Source organism: Sphingomonas sp. CCH15-F11 (assembly GCF_001557005.1).
Lineage (GTDB): Bacteria > Pseudomonadota > Alphaproteobacteria > Sphingomonadales > Sphingomonadaceae > Sphingomonas.
Genome location: NZ_LSKG01000069.1, coordinates 76,536 through 97,110, shown reverse-complemented (window position 1 = coordinate 97,110; position 20,575 = coordinate 76,536). Strand labels below are relative to the sequence as shown.

The 20,575-nt window shown below is 68.4% G+C and carries 20 protein-coding genes and 1 pseudogene; 13 read left to right on the top strand and 8 right to left on the bottom strand.

What is annotated here, in order from left to right; translation table 11 throughout:
• The first annotated feature begins 25 nt into the window (after positions 1–25).
• From trpA to AX709_RS06910, 4 genes are all read left to right on the top strand, one after another.
• Positions 26–817 carry a tryptophan synthase subunit alpha gene (trpA, locus tag AX709_RS06925; RefSeq protein WP_066548121.1) on the top strand — a complete coding sequence of 264 codons (792 nt, stop codon included), beginning with the start codon at positions 26–28 and terminating at the stop codon, positions 815–817.
• Complete coding sequence (gene accD / locus AX709_RS06920; protein WP_066548118.1) at positions 814–1,671, top strand: acetyl-CoA carboxylase, carboxyltransferase subunit beta; 858 nt, start codon at positions 814–816, stop codon at positions 1,669–1,671. The genes trpA and accD overlap by 4 nt, the downstream gene beginning before the upstream one ends.
• A 19-nt stretch (positions 1,672–1,690) precedes the next feature.
• Positions 1,691–3,013 (top strand): bifunctional folylpolyglutamate synthase/dihydrofolate synthase, encoded by a 1,323-nt coding sequence (locus AX709_RS06915; RefSeq protein WP_066548116.1) that lies wholly within the window; start codon positions 1,691–1,693, stop codon positions 3,011–3,013.
• A gap of 70 nt (positions 3,014–3,083) precedes the next feature.
• Positions 3,084–3,509 carry a DUF6628 family protein gene (locus AX709_RS06910; protein ID WP_066476408.1) on the top strand — a complete coding sequence of 142 codons (426 nt, stop codon included), beginning with the start codon at positions 3,084–3,086 and terminating at the stop codon, positions 3,507–3,509.
• A 117-nt stretch (positions 3,510–3,626) separates the two neighbouring features.
• On the opposite strand, the gene AX709_RS06905 is transcribed toward AX709_RS06910, so the two are convergent.
• Positions 3,627–5,279 carry an AmpG family muropeptide MFS transporter gene (locus AX709_RS06905; RefSeq protein WP_066548212.1) on the bottom strand — a complete coding sequence of 551 codons (1,653 nt, stop codon included), beginning with the start codon at positions 5,277–5,279 and terminating at the stop codon, positions 3,627–3,629.
• 56 nt (positions 5,280–5,335) lie between these two features.
• Here AX709_RS06905 and AX709_RS06900 point away from each other — a divergent pair, with 56 nt between their 5' ends.
• The gene (locus AX709_RS06900; protein WP_066548114.1) at positions 5,336–6,469 is read left to right on the top strand and encodes an aromatic ring-hydroxylating oxygenase subunit alpha; all 1,134 of its coding nucleotides are present in this window, start codon (positions 5,336–5,338) and stop codon (positions 6,467–6,469) included.
• Positions 6,470–6,473: 4 nt separating this feature from the next.
• On the opposite strand, the gene gloA is transcribed toward AX709_RS06900, so the two are convergent.
• Complete coding sequence (gene gloA, locus AX709_RS06895; protein WP_082731663.1) at positions 6,474–6,947, bottom strand: lactoylglutathione lyase; 474 nt, start codon at positions 6,945–6,947, stop codon at positions 6,474–6,476.
• Positions 6,948–7,009: 62 nt separating this feature from the next.
• On the bottom strand, positions 7,010–7,639 hold the full coding sequence (locus AX709_RS06890; RefSeq protein ID WP_066548112.1) for a hypothetical protein: 630 nt from the start codon (positions 7,637–7,639) through the stop codon (positions 7,010–7,012).
• A gap of 132 nt (positions 7,640–7,771) precedes the next feature.
• Between AX709_RS06890 and AX709_RS06885 the strand changes: the two genes are divergently transcribed.
• On the top strand, positions 7,772–8,338 hold the full coding sequence (locus tag AX709_RS06885) for a TetR/AcrR family transcriptional regulator (protein WP_066548109.1): 567 nt from the start codon (positions 7,772–7,774) through the stop codon (positions 8,336–8,338).
• A gap of 54 nt (positions 8,339–8,392) precedes the next feature.
• Here the strand turns inward: AX709_RS06885 and AX709_RS06880 are convergent, their stop codons facing one another.
• Positions 8,393–8,827, bottom strand: coding sequence for a response regulator (locus AX709_RS06880; RefSeq protein ID WP_066548106.1), 435 nt, complete (start codon positions 8,825–8,827; stop codon positions 8,393–8,395).
• Positions 8,828–9,001: 174 nt separating this feature from the next.
• Here AX709_RS06880 and AX709_RS06875 point away from each other — a divergent pair, with 174 nt between their 5' ends.
• The 4 genes and pseudogenes from AX709_RS06875 to AX709_RS06860 all read left to right on the top strand — a co-directional run bounded on the left by AX709_RS06875 (position 9,002) and on the right by AX709_RS06860 (position 14,273).
• Positions 9,002–10,033: a pseudouridine synthase gene (locus AX709_RS06875; protein WP_231727447.1), complete on the top strand. Its 1,032-nt coding sequence runs from the start codon at positions 9,002–9,004 to the stop codon at positions 10,031–10,033.
• Complete coding sequence (gene rsmD / locus AX709_RS06870; RefSeq protein WP_066548102.1) at positions 10,034–10,573, top strand: 16S rRNA (guanine(966)-N(2))-methyltransferase RsmD; 540 nt, start codon at positions 10,034–10,036, stop codon at positions 10,571–10,573. It begins immediately after the preceding gene.
• A 50-nt stretch (positions 10,574–10,623) separates the two neighbouring features.
• Positions 10,624–12,906, top strand: a complete 2,283-nt coding sequence (locus AX709_RS06865; protein WP_066548100.1) for an ATP-dependent helicase — start codon at positions 10,624–10,626, stop codon at positions 12,904–12,906.
• A 349-nt stretch (positions 12,907–13,255) separates the two neighbouring features.
• Positions 13,256–14,273, top strand: a pseudogene (locus tag AX709_RS06860) (glycosyltransferase family 2 protein).
• 21 nt (positions 14,274–14,294) lie between these two features.
• Here the strand turns inward: AX709_RS06860 and ispG are convergent.
• Positions 14,295–15,410, bottom strand: a complete 1,116-nt coding sequence (ispG, locus tag AX709_RS06855; RefSeq protein WP_066476435.1) for a flavodoxin-dependent (E)-4-hydroxy-3-methylbut-2-enyl-diphosphate synthase — start codon at positions 15,408–15,410, stop codon at positions 14,295–14,297.
• A gap of 118 nt (positions 15,411–15,528) precedes the next feature.
• Between ispG and AX709_RS06850 the strand changes: the two genes are divergently transcribed.
• From AX709_RS06850 to AX709_RS06840, 3 genes are all read left to right on the top strand, one after another.
• Positions 15,529–16,737, top strand: coding sequence for an acyltransferase family protein (locus AX709_RS06850; RefSeq protein WP_231727446.1), 1,209 nt, complete (start codon positions 15,529–15,531; stop codon positions 16,735–16,737).
• A 46-nt stretch (positions 16,738–16,783) separates the two neighbouring features.
• Positions 16,784–17,734, top strand: coding sequence for an isoaspartyl peptidase/L-asparaginase family protein (locus AX709_RS06845; RefSeq protein WP_066548209.1), 951 nt, complete (start codon positions 16,784–16,786; stop codon positions 17,732–17,734).
• A 227-nt stretch (positions 17,735–17,961) separates the two neighbouring features.
• Complete coding sequence (locus tag AX709_RS06840) at positions 17,962–18,852, top strand: S1/P1 nuclease (RefSeq protein ID WP_066548098.1); 891 nt, start codon at positions 17,962–17,964, stop codon at positions 18,850–18,852.
• Between the two features lie 236 nt (positions 18,853–19,088).
• Here AX709_RS06840 and AX709_RS06835 read toward each other — a convergent pair whose 3' ends face one another.
• The 3 genes from AX709_RS06835 to AX709_RS06825 all read right to left on the bottom strand — a co-directional run bounded on the left by AX709_RS06835 (position 19,089) and on the right by AX709_RS06825 (position 20,570).
• On the bottom strand, positions 19,089–20,075 hold the full coding sequence (locus AX709_RS06835; RefSeq protein ID WP_066548095.1) for an alpha/beta hydrolase: 987 nt from the start codon (positions 20,073–20,075) through the stop codon (positions 19,089–19,091).
• Positions 20,076–20,148: 73 nt separating this feature from the next.
• The gene (locus tag AX709_RS06830) at positions 20,149–20,370 is read right to left on the bottom strand and encodes a hypothetical protein (RefSeq protein WP_156454182.1); all 222 of its coding nucleotides are present in this window, start codon (positions 20,368–20,370) and stop codon (positions 20,149–20,151) included.
• A complete protein-coding gene (locus AX709_RS06825) occupies positions 20,367–20,570 on the bottom strand; it encodes a hypothetical protein (RefSeq protein ID WP_066476446.1) in 204 nt (67 codons plus the stop codon). Before AX709_RS06825 ends, AX709_RS06830 begins: the two co-directional genes overlap by 4 nt.
• Positions 20,571–20,575: the final 5 nt, after the last annotated feature.

Here is a 20,575-nt window from a genome sequence, read left to right as displayed (position 1 = left end):
ACTCCACGTCAGGCGAGAGGGCTATATGACCCGCCTTTCCGCTGCTTTCCCGGCTGATCGCGCCGCGCTCGTCACCTTCGTCACTGCCGGCGATGGCCCCACCCGCGCCATCCTCGACGCGCTGGTCGCGGGCGGGGCGGACGTGATCGAGCTGGGAATGCCGTTCACCGACCCGATGGCGGATGGCCCGGCCATCCAGGCGGCAAATCTGCGCAGCCTCGCCGTCGGTACCACGACGCGCGATATCCTGGCGATCGCTGCAGATTTTCGCGCCCGCCATCCCAGCGTCCCGCTCGTCCTGATGGGCTATGCCAACCCGATGCTCCGGCGCGGGGCGGAGTGGTTCGCCGAGCAATGCGCGACGGCCGGTATCGACGGCGTCATCTGCGTCGACATCCCGCCCGAGGAGGACGATCAGCTCGGCCCGGCGCTGCGCACCGCGGGCATCGCGCCGATCCGGCTCGCCACCCCCACCACCGATACCGCGCGCCTGCCCGCGGTGCTCGATGGCGCATCGGGCTTTCTCTACTATGTCTCGGTCGCCGGAATCACCGGGCTGCAACAGGCCGCGCAGGCCTCGATCGAAACGGCAGTCGCCCGGCTCAAGCCCGCGACCGACCTGCCGATCGCGGTCGGCTTTGGCGTGCGCACGCCCGAACAGGCGGCGGCCATCGCCCGCGTCGCCGACGGCGTGGTCGTCGGATCGGCGATCGTCGAGCTGATCGCCGCGAACGGTGCCGACGCGCCCGCCGCCGTCACCGCCTATGTCCAATCACTACGCGCCGCGATCGACGCGGCGCAGAAGGAACCTGCATGAGCTGGCTCAACCGCGTTCGCAACGCGATCGCCTCCGTCGTCGCGACCAAGGAAACGCCCGACAATCTCTGGCATAAATGCCCCAAATGCCAGCAGCTGATCTTCACCCGCGAGTTCGAGGAAAATCTGCACGTCTGTCCGTCCTGCGGCCATCATGAGCGCATCGGCCCGAAGGAGCGGTTCGCGCAGTTGTTCGACGAAGGATCGATGAAGCTGCTGCCCGCGCCGCGCGTGCCCGAAGACCCGCTCAAGTTCCGCGACTCCAAGCGTTATGTCGACCGGCTCAAGGCCGCACGCGTCGAAACCGGCGATCCGGATGCCTTCGTCAACGCGCGCGGCACGATCCACGGGCACCGTGCGGTGATCGGCGTGCAGAACTTCGCCTTCATGGGCGGATCGATGGGCCAGGCGGTGGGCGAGGCGTTCATCGCGGGCGCCGAGGCCGCGATCGCCGCCAAGGCTCCGTTCATCGTCTTCACCGCATCGGGCGGCGCGCGGATGCAGGAAGGCATTTTGAGCCTGATGCAGATGCCACGCACCACCGTCGCGATCGAGATGCTTCGCGAGGCGGGCCTGCCCTATATCGTCGTGCTGACCGATCCGACCTCGGGCGGGGTGATGGCTGCCTATGCGATGCTGGGCGACATCCACATCGCCGAGCCCAAGGCGACGCTGGCGTTCACCGGGCGGCGCGTGATCGAGCAGACGATCCGCGAAAAGCTGCCCGACGATTTCCAGACCGCAGAATATTATCGCGACCATGGCCTGATCGACATGGTCGTCGAGCGCAAGGCGCTGCGCGATACGCTGGCGCAGGTGATCGGCTATCTGTGCGGGGAGCGCCAGGCCGCCTGACGCGCTACCCCCGCCGATCATGCCCGATTTCGCGACCTCGACCGATCCGGCGGTGCAGCGCCAGCTCGACCGGCTGAGCCTGCTCGGGCCGGGCGCGGACATATTGGGGCTCGACCGCATCACCCGGCTGCTCGACCGGGTCGGCAACCCGCATCGCCACCTGCCGCCGGTGTTCCATGTCGCGGGCACCAACGGCAAAGGATCAACCTGCGCCTATCTGCGCGCGGGTCTGGAGGCGGCGGGCCATCGCGTCCATGTCTATACCAGCCCGCATCTGGTACGCTTCAACGAGCGAATCCGGGTCGCGGGCCAGCTGATCGGGGATGCGGCGCTTGCCCCGCTGCTCGCCGAAGTGCTCGACGCGGGCAGCGATATCGGCGCAAGCTTCTTCGAGGTGACGACGGCGGTCGCGTTTCTCGCATTCGCGCGGACGCCGGCGGACGCCTGCGTGATCGAGGTCGGGCTGGGCGGGCGGCTGGATGCGACCAACGTGATCGACCATCCCGCGGTGTGCGGCATCGCCCAGCTCGGGCTCGATCACCAGGCGTTCCTCGGCGACACGATCGAGGCAATCGCCGCCGAAAAGGCCGGGATCGCGAAGCCCGGCGTGCCGCTCGTCACCTTCGACTATCCGCCCGCGATACGCGACGTCGTCGCAGCCGCCGCCCATACGCGCCGCGCACCGGTGCTGCGCGCCGGCGCCGACTGGCACTGGGACATCACCGACGGCCGCCTCGCCTATCGCGATGGTGGGGGCGAACGCACGCTCGACCTGCCCACGCTGGCCGGTTCGCACCAGGCGGCAAACTGCGCGCTGGCGACCGCGATGCTGCGACATCAGCGCGCCCTGCAAATCCCCGACGCTGCGATCGCCGCGATGCCCAGTGGAGCGCGTTGGCCGGCGCGGATGCAGCGCCTGTCGGACGGGCCGCTGACCCGCCGGCTGCCCGCCGGGTCGACGCTGTGGCTGGATGGCGGGCACAATCCCGCCGCAGCTCAGGCCGTGCGCGACGCCCTCGCCGGGGTGGCTGAAAGCCGCCCGATCGCGATCGTGCTCGGCATGCTCGCCAACAAGGATCCGGACGGGTTGCTTGCCCCGTTCGCAGCGATGACCGACCGGCTTGTCGCCGTGCCGGTTCCCGGCCACGCGCATCACGTGCCCGAAGCCCTCGCCACGCTGGGCAAGGCGCTGGGGATCGGCGTGACGGACACCGCCGCCGATGTTCCCGACGCCCTCGATGCGATCGCGTCAGCAACGCGGTCGCCGGTCACCGTGCTGGTACTGGGATCGCTCTACCTCGCCGGACGCGTACTCGCCGCAAACGAGGAGCTGCCCGACTGATCCATCCTTTTTGCGATTGACTATCAATAGCGGTTTGATAGCCTGGCGTCCTTGTCGAGAGGAACGTCCTATGTCGCCTGCCAACCCGATCGCCACCGCCCTGCCCCATCGCGCACCCGATGCGCCGGCGGTGCGCCTGTTGCTGTTCGCGATCCGCCAGACCGGCGCGCAGGGCCTGCATGACGCGGCCGTCGCCAATGCCTTCGTCACCGCGTTCGGCCGCCGCTTTCGCCGCCCGCTGGTGCTGCTCCGCGCGCTGATGAGCGACATGTCGTCGGTATCGTCCCGCCCGATCCAGATCGCGCCGTGGTGCTGCCAACGCATGACTCGCGACGAAGCGGGGATCATCGCTGCGCTGACCGCCGCGCCCGACCGGCCGGAGCGCGCACTGATCCTGCTGGCGGACGTGCTCGGCGCGCCGCAGCGCGCGGTGCCGATCGCGACCGCGCAGCTATTGGCGCAGAGTTTTGCCGAAGCCGGGCTGGCGCTGGCGTAAACGGACCACGCTTCTCGTCGAGCTACGCTCACCCGTTCGTATCGAGCGGAGTCGAGATACGTTTCTCGACTTCGCTCGAAACGAACGGAAACTGCGCCAAGTTTTTGAATACCGGTCTCAAGCCGCGGTCGCCACCGCCTCGCCCTCGACCCCCGACGCGCTCGCCCGCTGGCGCCACCAGTCGGCGAGCACCAGGACCACCGCGACGCCGCCCAGCGCGGCGGTCAGCAGGAAGATGTTGGCATAGCCGTAAAGCTCGAGCGCCTCGCCGATCGCGGCGCGGCCGAGCGCGCCGACCAGGAAGGTCATGGAGGACAACAGCGCGAACTGCACCGCGCTGAAATCGCGCGACGTCATCGCGCTGATATAGGCGACGAAGGCGGTACCCGCCAAACCGCCCGCGATATTCTCGCCCGAAATCGCGACCATCAGCCGCAGCATCCGGGGGTCGACCCCGATCTGGTCGAGGAACAGCAGCCCGGCAAAGCCGTCAATTCCCGCGCCGCCATTGGCGAGATCGGCATAGAGCAGGTTGGACAACGCCGCGACGATCCCGCCAAGCAGCAGCGTCGGCATCCGCCCCAGCGTCGCCAGCATCACCCCGCCGATCGCGACCCCGGCGATCGTCATGATCACCCCGAACAGCTTGGACGCGAACGCGACCTCGTCATTCGTGTAGCCCAGGAAATCGAGGTAGAAGGGAAAGGCGAACGGCGCCCAGATCGAATCGGCGATGCGATAGAGCAGGATGACCGCGAGGACGAGAATCGCGCCCCAGCGCAGCCGCCCGACGATCTCGGCCAGCGGCAGGATGAGCGCGCGATAGCAATGGTTGGCGGTCGCCTGAAGCCCGCCCTGCCCCGCCGCATCCTCGATGCGGCGGGGCAGCCGGTTGGTCCACGCCGACACCATCGCGGGAATGATGACGGTCGCGACGATGATCCACGGCCCCCAGTCGCGGGTGAAGTTCCCCGCCGATGGCGCGGTCTCGCCCGGCGGCACCGGACTGAGCGCCGCGGCCATGAAGCTGCCCAGCACCGCGATCGCCCAGAGCCAGCAGACCGCGACGATGCCCAGCGCGATGGCGCGTTCACGCGGCTCGGGGACGACATGCCCGGCGAGCGGCGCGCGCTCGTCCATCCGGTCGCGCGGCCGCTCCGGCGTGAACAGCGTCATAACGAGCGCACCGATCATGGCGCCGCCAAAGCCGATATAGACTGCCGGCCAGCCGATACGCGCCGCCAGCACGAGCGCCAGCGCGCCGCCGGTCAGTGCCGCCAGCCGGTTGCCGAGCTGATAGATGGCGGAAAGCAGATCGACGGTCGCGGTCTCGTCCGCCACCTCGATGCGCCAGGCGTCGATCACCACGTCCTGCGTCGCCGACAGGAAGGCCGCGATCACCGCGAGCACGGCAAAGCTGCCGATCGCGGTCACCGGATCGGTCAGCGCCAGCGCGACGAGGAGCAGCGCCAGCCCCCCCTGGCACAGCACCAGCCACGATCGCCTGCGACCCAACCGGCCAAGCAGCGGCAACTGCGCGCGATCGACCAGCGGCGACCACAGGAACTTGAAGGCATAGGCCAGACCGATCCACGACACGACCCCGATCGTCGCTAGGCTGACCTTCAGCTCGCCCAGCCACGCGTTGAGCGTCCCGATCAGCAGCACGAACGGCAGGCCGGAGGCAAAGCCCAGCACCAGCATCGCCGATGTCTTGCGATTGCGCAGCGCCGCGCGCAGCAGCGCCACCCCCTTCACCCTGTCCGTCACCTTGAACCCTTGTCCCAAAGGCGCAACACTAGCCAAAACGAGAGGGAAGAATAGCCATGAACGCGCTCACCCCGACGCCGGGCCAGCTCGCCCTGGCGGCGGAACTTGGCCGCGGCGGCACCGCGCGCGACGACGGCATCGCGCACGTCGCGGCGGACGCCTATACCCGTGCGGCGCGGCATGACGCCGAACAGGCGCGGATCTTCAACCGCGTGCCGCTGGTCATCGCCCCATCGGCGTTGCTGCCCGATCGCAACATGGCGGTGCCGCATGACGGCTTCGGCAAGCCGCTACTGGTTGCGCGCGACGGTGACGGGCGGGCGCATGTCTTCCTCAACGTCTGCCGCCATCGCGGCACGCGTCTGGTGGAGGGCTGTGCTGCGATAAAATCGCCGCGCCTCGTCTGCCCCTATCACGCCTGGACCTATGCGCTCGACGGCCGGCTGACCGGGTTGCCGCGGCCCGAAACCTTTCCTGGGCTCGACAAGGGCGAGTTCGGCCTGAAGCGCCTGCCGACGCATGAAGCGGGCGGCCTGATCTGGTTCAGTTTCGATGCGGATGCGGACTTCGCCGATGCCGACACCCTGGCGCGTGACTTCGCAGCGTTCGACCTGGCCGGACAGCACCTGTTCCGCCGCCGCACCCATGAGGTGCGCGCCAACTGGAAGCTGATCATGGATGCATTTCTGGAGGCGTATCACGTGCAACGGCTTCACGCCGGCACGATCGCGCCGTTCTTCCAGGACGGCGTGTCCACCGCCGACACGATCGGCGCGCACCAGCGTTCGGCGGTCGGCCGCGCGGCAGAGGCCGACGCGCTGTCGTCGGGCGACTGGGCGGTGCTGCGCCGCGCGATCACCTATACCTATCAACTGTTTCCGGGCACGGTCATCATCGTCAGCCCCGATTACATCAACCTGATGATCCTGATGCCGCAGGCGCACGACCGCGTCCTGGTCGAGGATTTCATGCTGATCCCCGAAGCCCCGGCGACCGACAAGGCGCGCGACCATTGGGAACGCAGCTGGCAGCTGCTCGACCAGGGCGTGTTCGCCGCAGAGGATTTCCGCGCCGCCGAGCTCGGTCAGCAGGGCTTGGCCAGCGGCGCGATCGACCGGCTGACGCTCGGCCAGCTCGAACGCGGCATCCGGCACTTCCACGACGCGGTGGAGGGGATGCTAGCGTCGTGACAGCTCAGGCGCGGCCGATCACGGGGGCATCGGCGACGTGCGGCCTGCCCCAGATCGGTGAGGCGGCATCGATCTGGATCAGCTCGATCCGGTAGCCGTCCGGATCCTCGACGAACGCGATAACCTGTTCGGGATCGCCCTTGAGCGGGCCGGCGGCGCGGACCACCGGCACGCCCGCCTGGGCCAGCGCGGTCGCGGCGGCGTGAATTTCCGGCACGCCGATCGCCAGATGGCCAAAGCCGCGGCCCGGATCGACCGGCGCGCCGTCCCAGTTGTGGGTCAGCTCGATCACTGTCGCCTCCGCTTCGCTGCCATAACCGATAAAGGCGAGCGTGAACTTGCCTTCGGGAAAATCCTGAAGACGCAACAGGCGCATCCCCAGCCGGTCGCAATAGAAGGTCAGCGAGCGGTCGAGATCGGCGACCCGGATCATGGTGTGGAGCAGCCGCAGCTGCGCGGCGTGTTCGGATAGCGACATCTGGGCAACTCCGGCCAGCGGCGGCAAAACACCCCCCGGCCGAGCTGACCGGGGGGCTGGGTTCAGATGAAGAAGGCCGAATGCAGCGCGCGGCTCGCCTCGGCGACCGGGGCAGCGTCGAACAGCCGGGTCGTGTAAGCAACGTTGAGCGCGCGCGTCTCGGTCGGGAAATAGTCGGTGACGAAGCGCGACGCATTTTCGAGCGTGTCGAAAGCATAGAAGCCGCCGACCGACAGCGTGTTGATGCCGCTCAGCCAGGTCTTGTGCAGCAATCCCGGCTGCGCTTTCAGGATCGGGTTCATCTCACGCCAGGGGGCCTGATCGAACGGGGCGGAAATCTGGGCTTCGGTATAGACGAACGCGCCGGGAACTTGGCTCACGACGCCGCCGAAATGCACCGAGTTGAGCGCGCGGCTCGCTTCCTCGACCACCTCGCCGTTGAACACGCGCGTCGTCTGCGGGACGCCGAAGCGCTTGGCTTCGTTTGGGAAATAGCCGGTGACGAATTGCAGCGCCGCATCGATCGAGTTGAACTCGTAGAAGCCGCCGACCGAGTTGGTCACTGCGCCCGACAACCAGGTCTTGTTCACGAAACCCGGCTGTTCGAGCAGCACCGGGTTAAGCTCGCGCCAGGGCGCGGCGTCGAAGGGGACGGTGTTCTGAAGTTCGGTATATACAAACGCCTTGCCCATAATCTGCCTCCTATATGCCTGCGCCCTTGCGCAGTGCGGGGCGACCGTGCCATAACGATCGCTATGTGGTAGCTAGATAACGGTCGTTATGCTGTCAACGACAAAATAGCGTTCGTTACGTGGAGAGCCGATATGTCGCATCCTGTGGGCAAGAAAGAAGAAAGCCGGGCGCGCATCCTGGCGAGCGCCGGGCGCGGCTTTCGCAGCCAGGGCTATGGGGCGCTCGGCGTTGACGGGCTCGCGCGCGGTGCCGGCGTGACCTCAGGCGCGTTCTATGCGCATTTCAAGTCGAAGGCGGAAGCGTTCCGCGCCGCCGTGACCGAGGGGCTGCGCGACCTGCGCGACGGTATCGAGCGGATGCGCGCCGATCATGGCGCAGACTGGCGCACGCGTTTCATCAGCTTTTACATGAGCGACCGCCGCACCTGTGACCTGGCGCAAAGCTGCGCGCTGCAAAGCCTGACCGGTGACGTCGCCCGCTCTGACGATGCGGCCCGCCATGCCTTCACCACCGAGTTTCGTGAGGTCGTCGCGGCTGCTGCGCTGGATGGCGACCAGGAGGCGGCGATCGCCCTGCTGGCGATGCTGGCGGGCGGCGTGTCGATCGCCCGCGCCGTCGACGATCCCGAGCTTGCCGACCAGATCGCCCGCGCGGTCGAACGCGCCGCCGCGCGCCTGGGGACGGGCGACAGCCAGTGACGTGGTGCAAATGACCGAGCGCGGCGATCCGGTTCAACCGGATCGAGGACCGCCTCAGGCCGCGCGCTCCAGGAACAGGCTGAACCCGCCGGGCAGCTTTTTCGGCGCGTGGCCGTCGCGCACGGCTTCGATGGCTTCGATCGCCCCGGTCAGGTCACGCGGACCATAGGGTTTCGACAGGCAGCCCGCCGCGAGCGCGCGGGCGTCGCCCGGACAATTGCCGGTAACGAACAGCACCATGACGCCGCGCGCCACCGCCGCGCGCGCGACATCGATTCCCGAACCGTCCGCCAGCGTCAGGTCGACCAGCGCCAGGTCCAGCGGCTCGTCACGCGCGATCACCGCCAGCGCATCCGCGACCGAATCGACCGTCGCGGCGATTTCGAAGCCGGATTCGGTCAGATGATATTCGGTGTCGAACGCGACGAGCGGCTCGTCCTCGACCACCATGATGCGCGTGATGCGCCGGGTTTTGCGGGTAAACAGCATCTTGTCGTATTCGCTCGTCCCTGAAGCGACCGTCTGCGCGGCCCCTTCCGCACAACGTCCTGCCGACGAAATCGCCGCCCGGCAGCAAAGTTTTTTTGTCGGTCGGCCAGCAGTGTCTATATCACCGTCGCCATGGGGCCGTCCAAACCGAAAGAACCGCAGCGCATCGCGAAATTGCTGTCGCGCGCCGGCATCGCGTCGCGCCGCGAGATCGAGCGCATGATCGACGAGCGTCGCATCGCGCTCGACGGCAAGCCTTTGGAGACCGCTGCGACCGTGCTCACATCGCTCAGGGGCGTGACGGTCGACGGGCAGGCGGTAAAGGCCCCTGCCCCGGCCCGGCTGTTCCGCTTTCACAAGCCCAGCGGCGTGCTGACCACCGAGCGCGATCCGCGGGGCCGCGCGACGATTTACGACCGCCTGCCGCGCGACCTGCCGCGCGTGATGCCGGTCGGGCGGCTCGACCTCAATACCGAGGGCCTGTTGCTGCTCACCACCGACGGTGAACTGAAGCGCCAGCTCGAACTGCCCAAATCAGGGGTCGAGCGCAGCTATCGCGCGCGCGCCTATGGCCAGGTCAGCCAGGCGCAGCTCGAGGATCTGATGCTCGGCGTCGAGATCGATGGCGTGCGCTACGGCTCGATCAACGCGAATCTGGAGCGGCGCACGGGCGCGAACATGTGGATCGAGCTGACGCTGACCGAGGGCAAAAACCGCGAGGTTCGCCGCGTGCTCGAACATCTCGGGCTCCAGGTCTCCCGGTTGATCCGCACGCGTTATGGCCCGTTCCTGCTCGACGGGCTGGGCATCGGCGCGGTCGACGAAATCCGCCAGCACGACGTCGTCGCGTTCCGCAAGGACATGAACGCGATGGCTCCGGTCCGCGTGACGATTCCGGTCGCGGCCGCGGCCGAAAGGCGACCCAGGCCGGAGCGCAGGGGCGAGCCGGACTCGCCGCCGAAGACCAGGTCGCATGCGCGGCCAGCCGGTGAGGCCAAGCCCCGGCCAAAGCCCGCCAAAGAGGCAAAGCCGCGGCGCGTGAAGGCGGCACCGGCGGAACGGACCGCGCGCGAGTCGCCGGCACCGGAGCCCGAACGCGCGCCGCGACCGGCCAAGAAGCCCGCAGGCTGGGCGAAGAAAAAGGCCAAACCGGGTCCGCCCCGGCGCAAGCGCGACCCCGGCGGTACCACGAAGAAAGCGCGATAGATGCGGATCATCGCCGGCACATGGCGCGGACGGCCGCTGATCGCGCCCAAAGGGGACGCCACCCGCCCCACCGCCGACCGCACGCGCGAGGCGTTGTTTTCGATGCTGACCAGTCGGGTCGGCAGCTTCGACGGGCTGCGCGTCGCCGACCTGTTCGCCGGATCGGGCGCGCTGGGCCTGGAGGCGCTGTCGCGCGGCGCTGCTGCCTGCCTGTTCGTCGAACAGGACCGCGCCGCCCTTGAGGCGCTGAAGGCGAATATCGCCCGACTCGGCGCGACCGGCACCGATGTGCGCGCGCAGTCGGTGCTCGCACTGGGCCCGGTCAGCCAGCCGGTCGACCTGATGCTGGTCGATCCGCCCTATCGCAGCGGCGCGGGCAATGTCGCGCTCGACAAGCTGGCGCGGCTCGGCTGGATCGGCCCCGCGACCTGGATCAGCGTCGAAACCGCGCGCGACGAGGATGTCGTTGCCGCCGGCTTTGCGATCGACGCCGAGCGGGTGCACGGCAAGGCCAAGCTGACACTGCTCCGCCGCGCCTGAACCCGCGAACCGGGTTGCCCCAGGCCTGCGCGTTCCCTAACTGTTCACCGATGAGTCTTCCCGCGTCCGCCCCCGATGATCCCCCTTATCTGCGCGGGCTCAATCCGCCGCAGCGCGAGGCGGTGCTGACCACTGACGGGCCGGTCTTGATGCTGGCGGGCGCCGGCACGGGCAAGACCGCGGCACTGACCGCCCGGCTCGCGCATCTGCTCTACACGCGCCGCGCCTATCCGAGCGAGATCCTGTCGGTCACCTTCACCAACAAGGCCGCGCGCGAGATGCGCGAGCGGGTCGGGCGCATGGTCGGCGACCTGGTCGAGGGGATGCCGTGGCTCGGCACCTTCCACGCGATCGGGGCCAAGATGCTGCGCCGCCACGCCGAACTGGTCGGACTGCAACCCAACTTCACCATCCTCGATACCGACGACCAGCTGCGCCTGCTCAAGCAGCTGATCGCCGCCGCCGACCTGGACGAGAAACGCTGGCCGGCGCGCCAGCTGGGCGGGCTGATCGACGGGTGGAAGAACAAGGGGCTGACCCCTGCCGATCTCGATGCGGGCGAGAACGAGCTCTACGCCAATGGCCGCGGTCAGGAAATGTACCGCGCCTATCAGGACCGGCTGCGCGCCCTCAACGCCTGCGATTTCGGCGACCTGCTGCTCCACGTGCTGACGATCCTGAAAACTGACCGCGAGGTGCTGAGCAGCTATCAGCAGCGCTTCCGCTACATCATGGTCGACGAGTATCAGGACACCAACAGCGTCCAGTATCTGTGGCTGCGGCTGCTCGCGCAGGAGCGGCGCAACATCGCCTGTGTCGGCGATGACGACCAGTCGATCTATTCGTGGCGCGGCGCACAGGTCGAAAATATCCTGCGCTTCGAGCGCGACTTCCCGGGTGCCAAGGTCATCCGGCTGGAACAGAATTACCGGTCGACCCCGCACATATTGGGCGCAGCCGCCGGCGTGATCGCGCATAATGGCGGAAGGCTCGGCAAGACGCTGTGGACCGAGCTGGATGCGGGCGAGAAGGTCCGGGTCGTCGGCGTCTGGGACGGCCCCGAAGAAGCCCGCCGCGTCGGCGAGGAGATCGAGCGCGGCCAGCGCGATGGCCAGTCGCTCGACCGGTTCGCGATCCTGGTCCGCGCCCAGCACCAGACCCGCGAGTTCGAGGACCGCTTCATCGCGATCGGTATGCCCTATCGCATCGTCGGCGGCTTCCGCTTCTATGAGCGGCAGGAAATCCGCGACGCGCTCGCCTATCTGCGCATCGTCAACCAGCCCGCCGACGACCTAGCGTTCGAGCGCATCGTCAACGTGCCCAAACGAGGTCTGGGCGACAAGGCGGTGGCCAAGGTGCATCAGCTGGCGCGCGCGCAGGGCCTGCCGCTGCTCCACGCCGCCGCGCGCATCCTCGACACCGACGAGCTGACGCCGCAGGCGCGCCGCGCGCTCGGCAGCCTGATCGGCGACATCAGCCGTTGGCGCGACATGGCGCGCGACCTGCCGCACCCTGAGCTCGCCCGGCAATTGCTCGACGAAAGCGGCTACACCGCGATGTGGCAGGCGGACAAGACCGCCGAGGCGGCGGGGAGGCTCGAGAATCTGAACGAACTCGTCCGCGCGATGGAGGAATATGAAAGCCTCGGCGCGTTCCTGGAGCATGTCAGCCTGGTCATGGACAATGACGGCGGGCGCGATGAGCCGCAGGTGACGATCATGACGATCCACGCCGCCAAGGGGCTGGAGTTCGACACGGTGTTCCTGGTCGGGTGGGAGGAAGGCGTCTTCCCCTCGCAACGCGCGATCGACGAAGGCGGCCTCGCCAGCCTGGAGGAGGAGCGCCGGCTCGCCTATGTCGCGATCACCCGGGCGCGGCGGCGCGCGGTGATCCTTCACGCGGCCAATCGCCGCATCTATGGCCAGTGGACGAGCAGCATCCCCAGCCGTTTCGTCGGTGAACTGCCACCCGAGCATATCGAGAGCGAGACGACGATGAGCGGCGGCGAAAGCCTGTGGCGCGCCAACTGGTCCGAACGCAGCGATCCGTTCGCCGACGTCGCGCGCGGCACCGGGCGTGGGCCCGGATGGCAGCGCGCGGCGTCGCCCGCCTCCACCTTCGTGCGCGAAAGCCCGCGCGTGTTCGAGGGGCGCGCGTCGGCGGTCAGCGTCGGCGCCCCGGCGCGCAAGGACATCGCGGTCGGAATGCGCGTCTTCCACCAGAAATTCGGCTATGGCGCGATCGCGGAGATCGAGGGCAACAAGCTGGAGATCGATTTCGAGCAGGCCGGACGCAAGCGGGTGATGGACAGCTTCGTGACGGTGGCCGCCTGAGGCGGGAGCCGCGAACATAGCGCCATCGCTGAGCCAGGCCCGCGCGCGCTTCCCACCACCAGAACCCGTCACCCCGGCCCTGTGCCGGGGTCCACCGCGCCGCAAAGCACCGTTGCGCGCCAGTTGGAGCCGAGCCAATGCGCTGGGCACGGGAAGCGCGCTGATGATGGACCCGTGCGGGTTGCGCGGTGAACCCCGGCACGAGGCCGGGGTGACGAGGAAGGAGTGGCGGGGTCTTGCGATCATCCCCTTTCCCGGTCAGCCTCTGAGAAGGACAGCAACGATGTCGCGGTAGCGCTCCGCCCCCGCCCCCTCGACTCGGCAGCGAAAAGGCGTAGACCGCGCGGCCATGATTCGCCCCGCGCTCTCGATCGTCATCCCCTGCTACAATGAGGAAGCGTGCCTCGACGCCCTGCACGCGCGTGTATCGGGCGGCGGCGCGCGCGGCGGTGGGCGAGGATTACGAGGTCGTTCTGGTCAATGACGGGTCGCGCGACGCCAGCTGGCCGGTCATGCAGCGGCTGGCGGCGGGCGACCGCCACGTCGTCGCGATCAACCTCTCTCGCAATCACGGGCACCAGCTGGCGCTGACCGCCGGGCTCGATCTGTGCGCGGGCGACCAGATCCTGATCATCGATGCCGACCTTCAGGATCCGCCCGAGCTGTTGAGCGAAATGCGCCGCGTGATGGCGGCGGAGGAGGCCGACGTCGTCTATGCCGTGCGCCGCAAGCGCGAGGGCGAGACCTTTTTCAAGAAGCTGACCGCCGCCGCCTTCTATCGCGTGCTCGACCGCGTGACCGACACGCCGATCCCGCTCGACACCGGCGATTTCCGCCTGATGAGCCGCCGCGCGCTTGATGCGCTGCTGGCGCTGCCCGAACAGGCGCGCTTCGTGCGGGGCATGGTCGCGTGGATCGGTTTCCGCCAGGTGCCGCTCGCCTATGACCGCGCCGAACGCATCGCAGGCGAGAGCAAATATCCGCTCGCCAAGATGATCCGATTCGCGCTCGATGCGGTTACCGGCTTCTCGACCGCGCCCTTGCGTTTCGCCAGCCATGTCGGACTGTGGCTGACGGCGGCGTCGGTGCTGCTCGTCATCTATATCCTGGGCGCGTTCGCGATGGGCCACGCGCTGCCGGGCTGGACGTCGCTGATGCTGGTCGTGGTCGTGCTGGGCGCGGTGCAGATGTTCGTGCTGGGCATGATCGGCGAATATCTCGGCCGCCTTTATGTCGAGGCCAAGCGGCGGCCGCTCTATCTCGTCAGCGATGTCGCGGGCGAGGTGAAGCGCCACGTGACGCTGGGCTTCCGCGCGGAGGATGTCGCACCCAACACGCCGTCGGGGCCGGAACCCGACGCGGGCTGAACCGCGGCTCGGTCCAGTCGATCAGGCCGCTTTCGCCTCGTTCGCGGCCTCGATCTCGGCGGCCTTGGCCTCGACCAGCCGGACGATGTGATCGACCATGTCGGCGTCCTCGACCGTGTGGTCGGTCACGCCCGACAGATAGACCATATGCTTGCCCGCACCGCCGCCGGTCAGCCCGATATCGGTCTCACGCGCCTCACCCGGGCCGTTAACGACGCAGCCCAACACACTGAGCGACAAGGGCGTGCGGATATGCTGGAGCCGCTCCTCGAGCGTCTGGACGGTGCGGATCACGTCGAAGCCCTGGCGCGCGCAGCTGGGGCACGACACGACGCGCACACCGCGGTTGCGGATCCCCAGGCTCTTGAGGATTTCGAAGCCGACGCGCACCTCCTCCTCGGGCTCGGCGGACAGGCTGACGCGGATCGTGTCGCCGATACCGTACCAGAGCAGGCTGCCGATGCCGATCGCCGACTTGACGGTGCCACCGACGAACCCGCCGGCTTCGGTGATGCCCAGGTGCAGCGGGCAATCCACGGCTTCCGCGAGCTGCTGATAGGCGGCGACCGCCAGGAAGATGTCGGATGCCTTCACCGCCACCTTGAATTCGTGGAAATCATGGTCCTGCAGCAGCTTGATATGGTCGAGCGCGCTTTCGACCAGCGCCTCCGGGCACGGCTCGCCATATTTTTCGAGCAGGTCCTTTTCCAGGCTGCCGGCATTCACGCCGATACGGATCGCGCAGCCATTGGCCTTGGCGGCGTTGACCACTTCGCGCACCCGGTCGGCCGAACCGATATTGCCGGGGTTGATGCGCAGGCATGCCGCGCCCGCATCCGCGGCCTCGAGCGCGCGCTTGTAGTGGAAATGGATGTCGGCGACGATCGGCACGCGGGCGGCGCGGACGATCTGCTTGAGCGCCGCGGTGCTTTCGACATCGGGGCAGGACACGCGGACGATGTCGGCACCCGCTTCCTCGCAACGGCGGATCTGGTCGATCGTGCCGCGGACGTCATGGGTTTCGGTATTGGTCATCGTCTGCACCGTGACGGGCGCATCGCCGCCGACCGGCACGTTGCCGACCATGATCTGGCGGGACTTGCGGCGGATGATATCGCGCCAGGGACGAACAGACATGGGGTTTCCCGCTGAAGAGCCGATGATGCGGCCGGTATAGCCGCCCCGCCGCGACAGCGGAAGGCGATACGCGCCGACCCCGCTATCGTCGCGGTCGGTTTCCCCCTAAAGCGAAGCGATGACGCACACGGCGACCGCCCCCCGCCCGGACGCGGCCCCGCCGATCGCGCGGCATTACGGGATGGACTGGCTGCGGATCGCGGCGTTCGCGCTGCTGATCCTCTATCATATCGGCCTCGTCTATGCGCCCTGGAACTTCCACGTGAAGTCGCCGCACGTCGCCGATTGGGTGGTGGTGCCGATGCTGGCGCTCAACGCGTGGCGGCTGGCGCTATTGTTCGTCGTCTCGGGCTACGCCACGCGCGCACTGCTGCGCCGCGCCGGCGGCGTGACGGCCTTCGCGCGCAACCGCACCGTGCGGCTGGTCGTGCCGCTCCTGTTCGGCGTCATCGTCGTCGTGCCGCCCCAGCCCTGGATCGAGCTCGTCACCAAGCATGGCTACGGCTTCGGGCTGCCGCATTTCTGGATCCACGACTATTTCCGCTTCGGCACGCTCGACGGGCTCGTCCTGCCGACCTGGAACCATCTGTGGTTCGTCGGTTATCTGTGGGTCTATACCATGGCGCTGGCGGTGCTGATCGCACTGGTGCGCACACCGTGGCTCCAGCGCGTGTTCGACCGCGCCTTCGGCGGCGTCGGCGTGCTCGTGCTGCCGCTCGCCTGGCTGCTCGCGGTCCATCTGCGCTGGTTCCCGATGCGCGGCGAGACGCACGCGCTGTTCGACGATCCGGTCGCCCATGCCATCTATCTGCCCGCCTTCCTGTTCGGCTTCGGACTGGCCGGATCGGCGGCGGCGATGGCGGCGATCCGCCGGTGGTGGAAAGTCGCCGGACTGGCCGCGATCGCGGGCTATGGCGTCAAGGCGGCGGCCGAGCTCAACTGGCCCGGTGCGATCCCGATCGCGCGCGACTTTCTGCCGGTCTATCTGTCCGCGCACAGCGTCCAGCAATGGGGGGCGATCGTCGCGCTGATCGGGCTTGCCGATCGCTTCCTCGACCGCGACCATCCGCGCCGCACGATGCTGACCGAGGCGGTCTTTCCCTTCTACCTCATCCACCAGACGATCATCGTCGCGGTGGTGTGGGCGCTGCGTCGATTTGCCCCCTCGGCGCCGATCGAGTTCGCAATCACGCTGGCGGCAACGGTCGCGGGCTGCTGGGCTTTCTATCTCGCCGGGCGGCGCATCGGCTGGCTGCGGCCACTGATCGGCCTGCGTCCCCGGCTGGAACCGCGCGCGATGCCTGCTAGGGTCGCGACCCAGTCGTGAAGGAACCCATCTGATGCGTCTTCCCCTGTTGATCGGAGCCCTGCTGATGTCCCTGCCCGCCCACGCCCAGGATCGCCCGCAATGGACGCTCGTCATTCATGGCGGCGCGGGCGTGATCGAACGCGAACGGATCACGCCCGAACAGGACAAGGCGGTGCGCGCCGCGCTCGACCAGGCGCTGGTCGCGGGATCGGCGGTGCTCGAACGCGGCGGCAGCGCGCTCGATGCGGTCGAGGCCGCGGTCCGGATCCTGGAGGACGACCCCCATTTCAACGCCGGGCGCGGCGCGGTGTTCACCTGGAACGGCACCAATGAACTCGACAGCGCGATCATGGACGGCGCGACGCGTGGCGCCGGGGCCGTCACCGGCGTGTCGACGATCAAGAACCCGGTCACGCTGGCGCGCAAGGTGATGGAGAAGGGCCCGCACGTGATGCTGTCGGGCGCGGGGGCGGAGGAGTTCGCGCGCGACAACGGCGTCGAGACGGTCGACCCCAGCTGGTTCGCCACGCCCGAGCGCCGTCGCCAGCTCGACGAGCTCAAGTCGCGTTCGGCGGGCTGGTTCGATATCGACCTGAAATACGGCACCGTCGGCGCCGTCGCGCTCGACAAGGCAGGACATGTCGCCGCCGCGACCTCGACCGGCGGGCTGACCGGCAAGCGCTGGGGCCGGATCGGTGACGCGCCGGTGATCGGGGCGGGCACCTACGCCGACGACCGCGCCTGCGCGGTTTCCGCCACCGGCGCGGGCGAGTTCTTCATCCGCGAGGGCGTCGCGCACGAAATCTGCGCGCGCGTGCGCTTCAAGGGCGAAACGCTGCAACAGGCCGCCGACGCCGTAATGAAGGAAACCGCCGACCTGGGCGGTGACGGCGGCGTCATCGTCACCGGCCCGACCGGGGAAGCAGCATGGAGCTTCAACACGCCGGGCATGTATCGCGGCCGCGCCATCGCCGGCGGGACGCGCAAGGTCGCGATTTACGGGGATGAGGAATAATCGGAAAGTCGGCCCCGCGACCGTCTTTCAATCGTCGCAATCGGCCGGTAGCGGCCAGCCACACACCCAACCCGGTCATCCTGAGTAGGGACTTAGCAAAGTCGAAGGCCGCTATCGGAGGACAGAGACCGCGCGCTCGTCCTTCGATACGCCGCTTTGGCTTCGCTCAGCGGCTACTCAGGATGAGCGGGTTGCGTAACTGAAATCCATCTTCAGGCAGGCCATTCATGCTCAGACATCTCCTCGCCGCGCTCGCCATCGCCAGCCTCCTCCTGCCGTCGACGGCGAACGCCTATGGCCGTTACGCGCACGCGACGATTGCCGATATCGCGATGGCCAATGTGAGCCCCGCCACCCGCGCCAAGGTGCGCGCGATGCTGGCGAAATCGGCGCTGCTGGAAACGCCGACGTGCCGCGCGGCGACGCCCGAGGACGCAAGCGTCTGGCCCGACTGCATCCGCGGCATGGGGCTGCGTTTCAACTATTCGGCACCCTGGCATTACCAGACGATCGACATCTGCAAGCCGTTCGATCTGGAAAGCGCGTGCGCAAACGGCAATTGCGTCTCGGCACAGATCGACCGCGACGTGAAGCTGCTGCAGGACAGCTCGATCCCGATGCGCGAGAAGGTGGCCGCGCTCGCCTTCCTCATCCACTTCGTCGGCGACATGCACATGCCGCTCCATTCGGGCAATCGCCAGGATCGCGGCGGCAATGCGGTCAAGGCGGCCTATGGCGATTATGAAAGCGAGCGTCTGAACCTGCATTCGATCTGGGACGGCGCACTGGCCGAACGCGCGATCTCGACGCCGCCCAGCCTCGTCCGCAGCTATACCGCCGATGAAAAGTCGGCGATCACCGCCGGCACCACCGCCGACTGGGCGCAGCAGGCGTGGCAGGTGGCGCGCGACGTCGCCTATGCCGAAGCGCAGGGCGGCGACCCGTGCGGCCCGCCCCAGTCGTCGGTGAAACTCAGCAACGACTCGATCAACCGCTCGGTCGATCCCCAGCGCCTTCAGGTCGAGCGCGCCGGCCTGCGCCTCGCCCGCCTGCTCGACGAGGCGTTCGACCCCGCCAACGCGTACGACTCGCGCGCGGAGCGGCGGCGGCAGCGTTAGAGGTCGGCCGATCGCGGAGGGTGTCATCCCGCACGCCGTAACCCCGGCCTCGTGCCGGGGTCGACCACGCAGCCGGCACAGGCCTCTGACCGCACGCAAGGATACGTGACCTTACGCCGTTGAGGCGGCTCAGACCGGCGCAGCGGCCGCGATGTGGCGCAGTGGACCCCGGCACGAGGCCGGGGCGACGATCCAATCGGGTTCGACGGACAGGCCTTGCGACATACGCAGATCCGTTAGCGGGCCGAACCCAAATCCTTGCCGACAAATGCGACGATCGCATCGACGATCTCCGGCACCACCGGCAGCGACGGGTCGGCATAGGTCGCCAGGTTGGCCGCACGGTCGTCCGACGTCACGCGTTTCAACACGTGGTTGGCATCGGCCACGCGGACCAGCACCGCGCCGGGCTTCGCGCCCGCCAGCGCCTCACCGTCGGTAGGCGGCACCTGAATGTCGCGCTCGGCGGCGATGACCAGCAGCGGCACCTTCAACGCCGCCGCAAGTGCGGTCGGCGACTGCGCCATCAGGTCGCGCAGGAACGGCTGCACGGCCGGATTGAACAGCGCCAGCAACGGCGGCGGCAACGTCGCCGCGTCGACCGATCCGCCGGCCTCCAGCGTGTCGATCGCTGCCATCGCCGCGGGCAGCAGCGGCGCATTGGCGGGGTTGGCGCGCAATTGTTCGCGCAACACGTCGCCCAGCTTGCGGCCCGGCGCGGCGATCAGCACCACCCCGCAAATATCGCTGCGCCCCTGTGCCGTCACCAGCGCGATCAGCCCGCCCTCGCTATGACCGGCGAGCCAGACGCAGGGCCGCCCCGTCCGTTTCCTGATCGTGTCGATCCAGCCGCCCGCGTCGCGGGCATAGTCGGCGACGGTGACCGCATTGGGGTCGGCGACCGCGTCCTTGCTGCCGAACAGGCCGCGCTTGTCGGCGCGCACGCTGCCGATGCCGCGCCGTGCCAGCGCCTCGGCGAGCAGGCGGTAGCTGCTCGCCCGGATACCCAGCGGGCTGTTGCCGTCGCGGTCGGTCGGACCTGATCCGGGCAGGATCAGCACCACCGGCCGATCGGGCGCCGGCAGGATCAGCGTGCCGGCCAGCGGCCCCCGGGGGCCGGCGGTCGCGATCTCGACCGGCGCGGCCGGATCAGCCCCTTGGGCCGCGCAGGGTGTCGCCATCGCCAGCAAGGCGCTGGTCAGGCCCGTCAGTCTCGATCGCATCGTCCGTCCCCTTCCCGGTTTGCCCGGCGACCCAAGTCGCCGGCACGTTCGCATCATCGCAAGCTTGGGGTCCTCAGCTGCGGGCATATGATTCCAGCAGGCCGCAGCGGCTGCAGCGATAGGTCTGGATGTCGATCCGCTTGCGACCGGAGAGCTTGAGCCCGTTCCAGAAGCTTTTCTGCGGCGCGCCCTCGATCCATTCCGCCACGGCATGCTGGCCGCTGTGATTGGTGCGAAAGGTGAACCCCTCCGTCATCGAGCCGCCGCACTTGAAACACGAATTTCCGCGCATCATTCACTCTCCTTGGGGGGCCGCCCCCGCCGGGCGCGCTCGGGCGGAGCCAGCCGCACGCCGCGCCGCGCCAGCGCCTCGCGCAGCAGGCACTCGACCTGCGCGTTGACGCTGCGCAGGTCGCCCGCCGCCGACCGCTCGATCGCCGCGAACAATGCGGGGTCGAGCCTGAGCGGAAACGCCTTTTTGGGGGGAACGGCCACCTTTC

What these genes read in the sequence shown, in the direction of transcription:
- trpA (WP_066548121.1), top strand. Translation starts at nt 26, where the DNA reads ATGACCCGCCTTTCCGCTGCTTTCCCGGCTGATCGCGCCGCGCTCGTC.
- accD (WP_066548118.1), top strand. Translation starts at nt 814, where the DNA reads ATGAGCTGGCTCAACCGCGTTCGCAACGCGATCGCCTCCGTCGTCGCG.
- AX709_RS06915 (WP_066548116.1), top strand. Translation starts at nt 1,691, where the DNA reads ATGCCCGATTTCGCGACCTCGACCGATCCGGCGGTGCAGCGCCAGCTC.
- AX709_RS06910 (WP_066476408.1), top strand. Translation starts at nt 3,084, where the DNA reads ATGTCGCCTGCCAACCCGATCGCCACCGCCCTGCCCCATCGCGCACCC.
- AX709_RS06900 (WP_066548114.1), top strand. Translation starts at nt 5,336, where the DNA reads ATGAACGCGCTCACCCCGACGCCGGGCCAGCTCGCCCTGGCGGCGGAA.
- gloA (WP_082731663.1), bottom strand. Translation starts at nt 6,947, where the DNA reads ATGTCGCTATCCGAACACGCCGCGCAGCTGCGGCTGCTCCACACCATG.
- AX709_RS06890 (WP_066548112.1), bottom strand. Translation starts at nt 7,639, where the DNA reads ATGGGCAAGGCGTTTGTATATACCGAACTTCAGAACACCGTCCCCTTC.
- AX709_RS06885 (WP_066548109.1), top strand. Translation starts at nt 7,772, where the DNA reads ATGTCGCATCCTGTGGGCAAGAAAGAAGAAAGCCGGGCGCGCATCCTG.
- AX709_RS06880 (WP_066548106.1), bottom strand. Translation starts at nt 8,827, where the DNA reads ATGCTGTTTACCCGCAAAACCCGGCGCATCACGCGCATCATGGTGGTC.
- rsmD (WP_066548102.1), top strand. Translation starts at nt 10,034, where the DNA reads ATGCGGATCATCGCCGGCACATGGCGCGGACGGCCGCTGATCGCGCCC.
- AX709_RS06865 (WP_066548100.1), top strand. Translation starts at nt 10,624, where the DNA reads ATGAGTCTTCCCGCGTCCGCCCCCGATGATCCCCCTTATCTGCGCGGG.
- ispG (WP_066476435.1), bottom strand. Translation starts at nt 15,410, where the DNA reads ATGTCTGTTCGTCCCTGGCGCGATATCATCCGCCGCAAGTCCCGCCAG.
- AX709_RS06850 (WP_231727446.1), top strand. Translation starts at nt 15,529, where the DNA reads ATGACGCACACGGCGACCGCCCCCCGCCCGGACGCGGCCCCGCCGATC.
- AX709_RS06845 (WP_066548209.1), top strand. Translation starts at nt 16,784, where the DNA reads ATGTCCCTGCCCGCCCACGCCCAGGATCGCCCGCAATGGACGCTCGTC.
- AX709_RS06840 (WP_066548098.1), top strand. Translation starts at nt 17,962, where the DNA reads ATGCTCAGACATCTCCTCGCCGCGCTCGCCATCGCCAGCCTCCTCCTG.
- AX709_RS06835 (WP_066548095.1), bottom strand. Translation starts at nt 20,075, where the DNA reads ATGCGATCGAGACTGACGGGCCTGACCAGCGCCTTGCTGGCGATGGCG.
- AX709_RS06830 (WP_156454182.1), bottom strand. Translation starts at nt 20,370, where the DNA reads ATGATGCGCGGAAATTCGTGTTTCAAGTGCGGCGGCTCGATGACGGAG.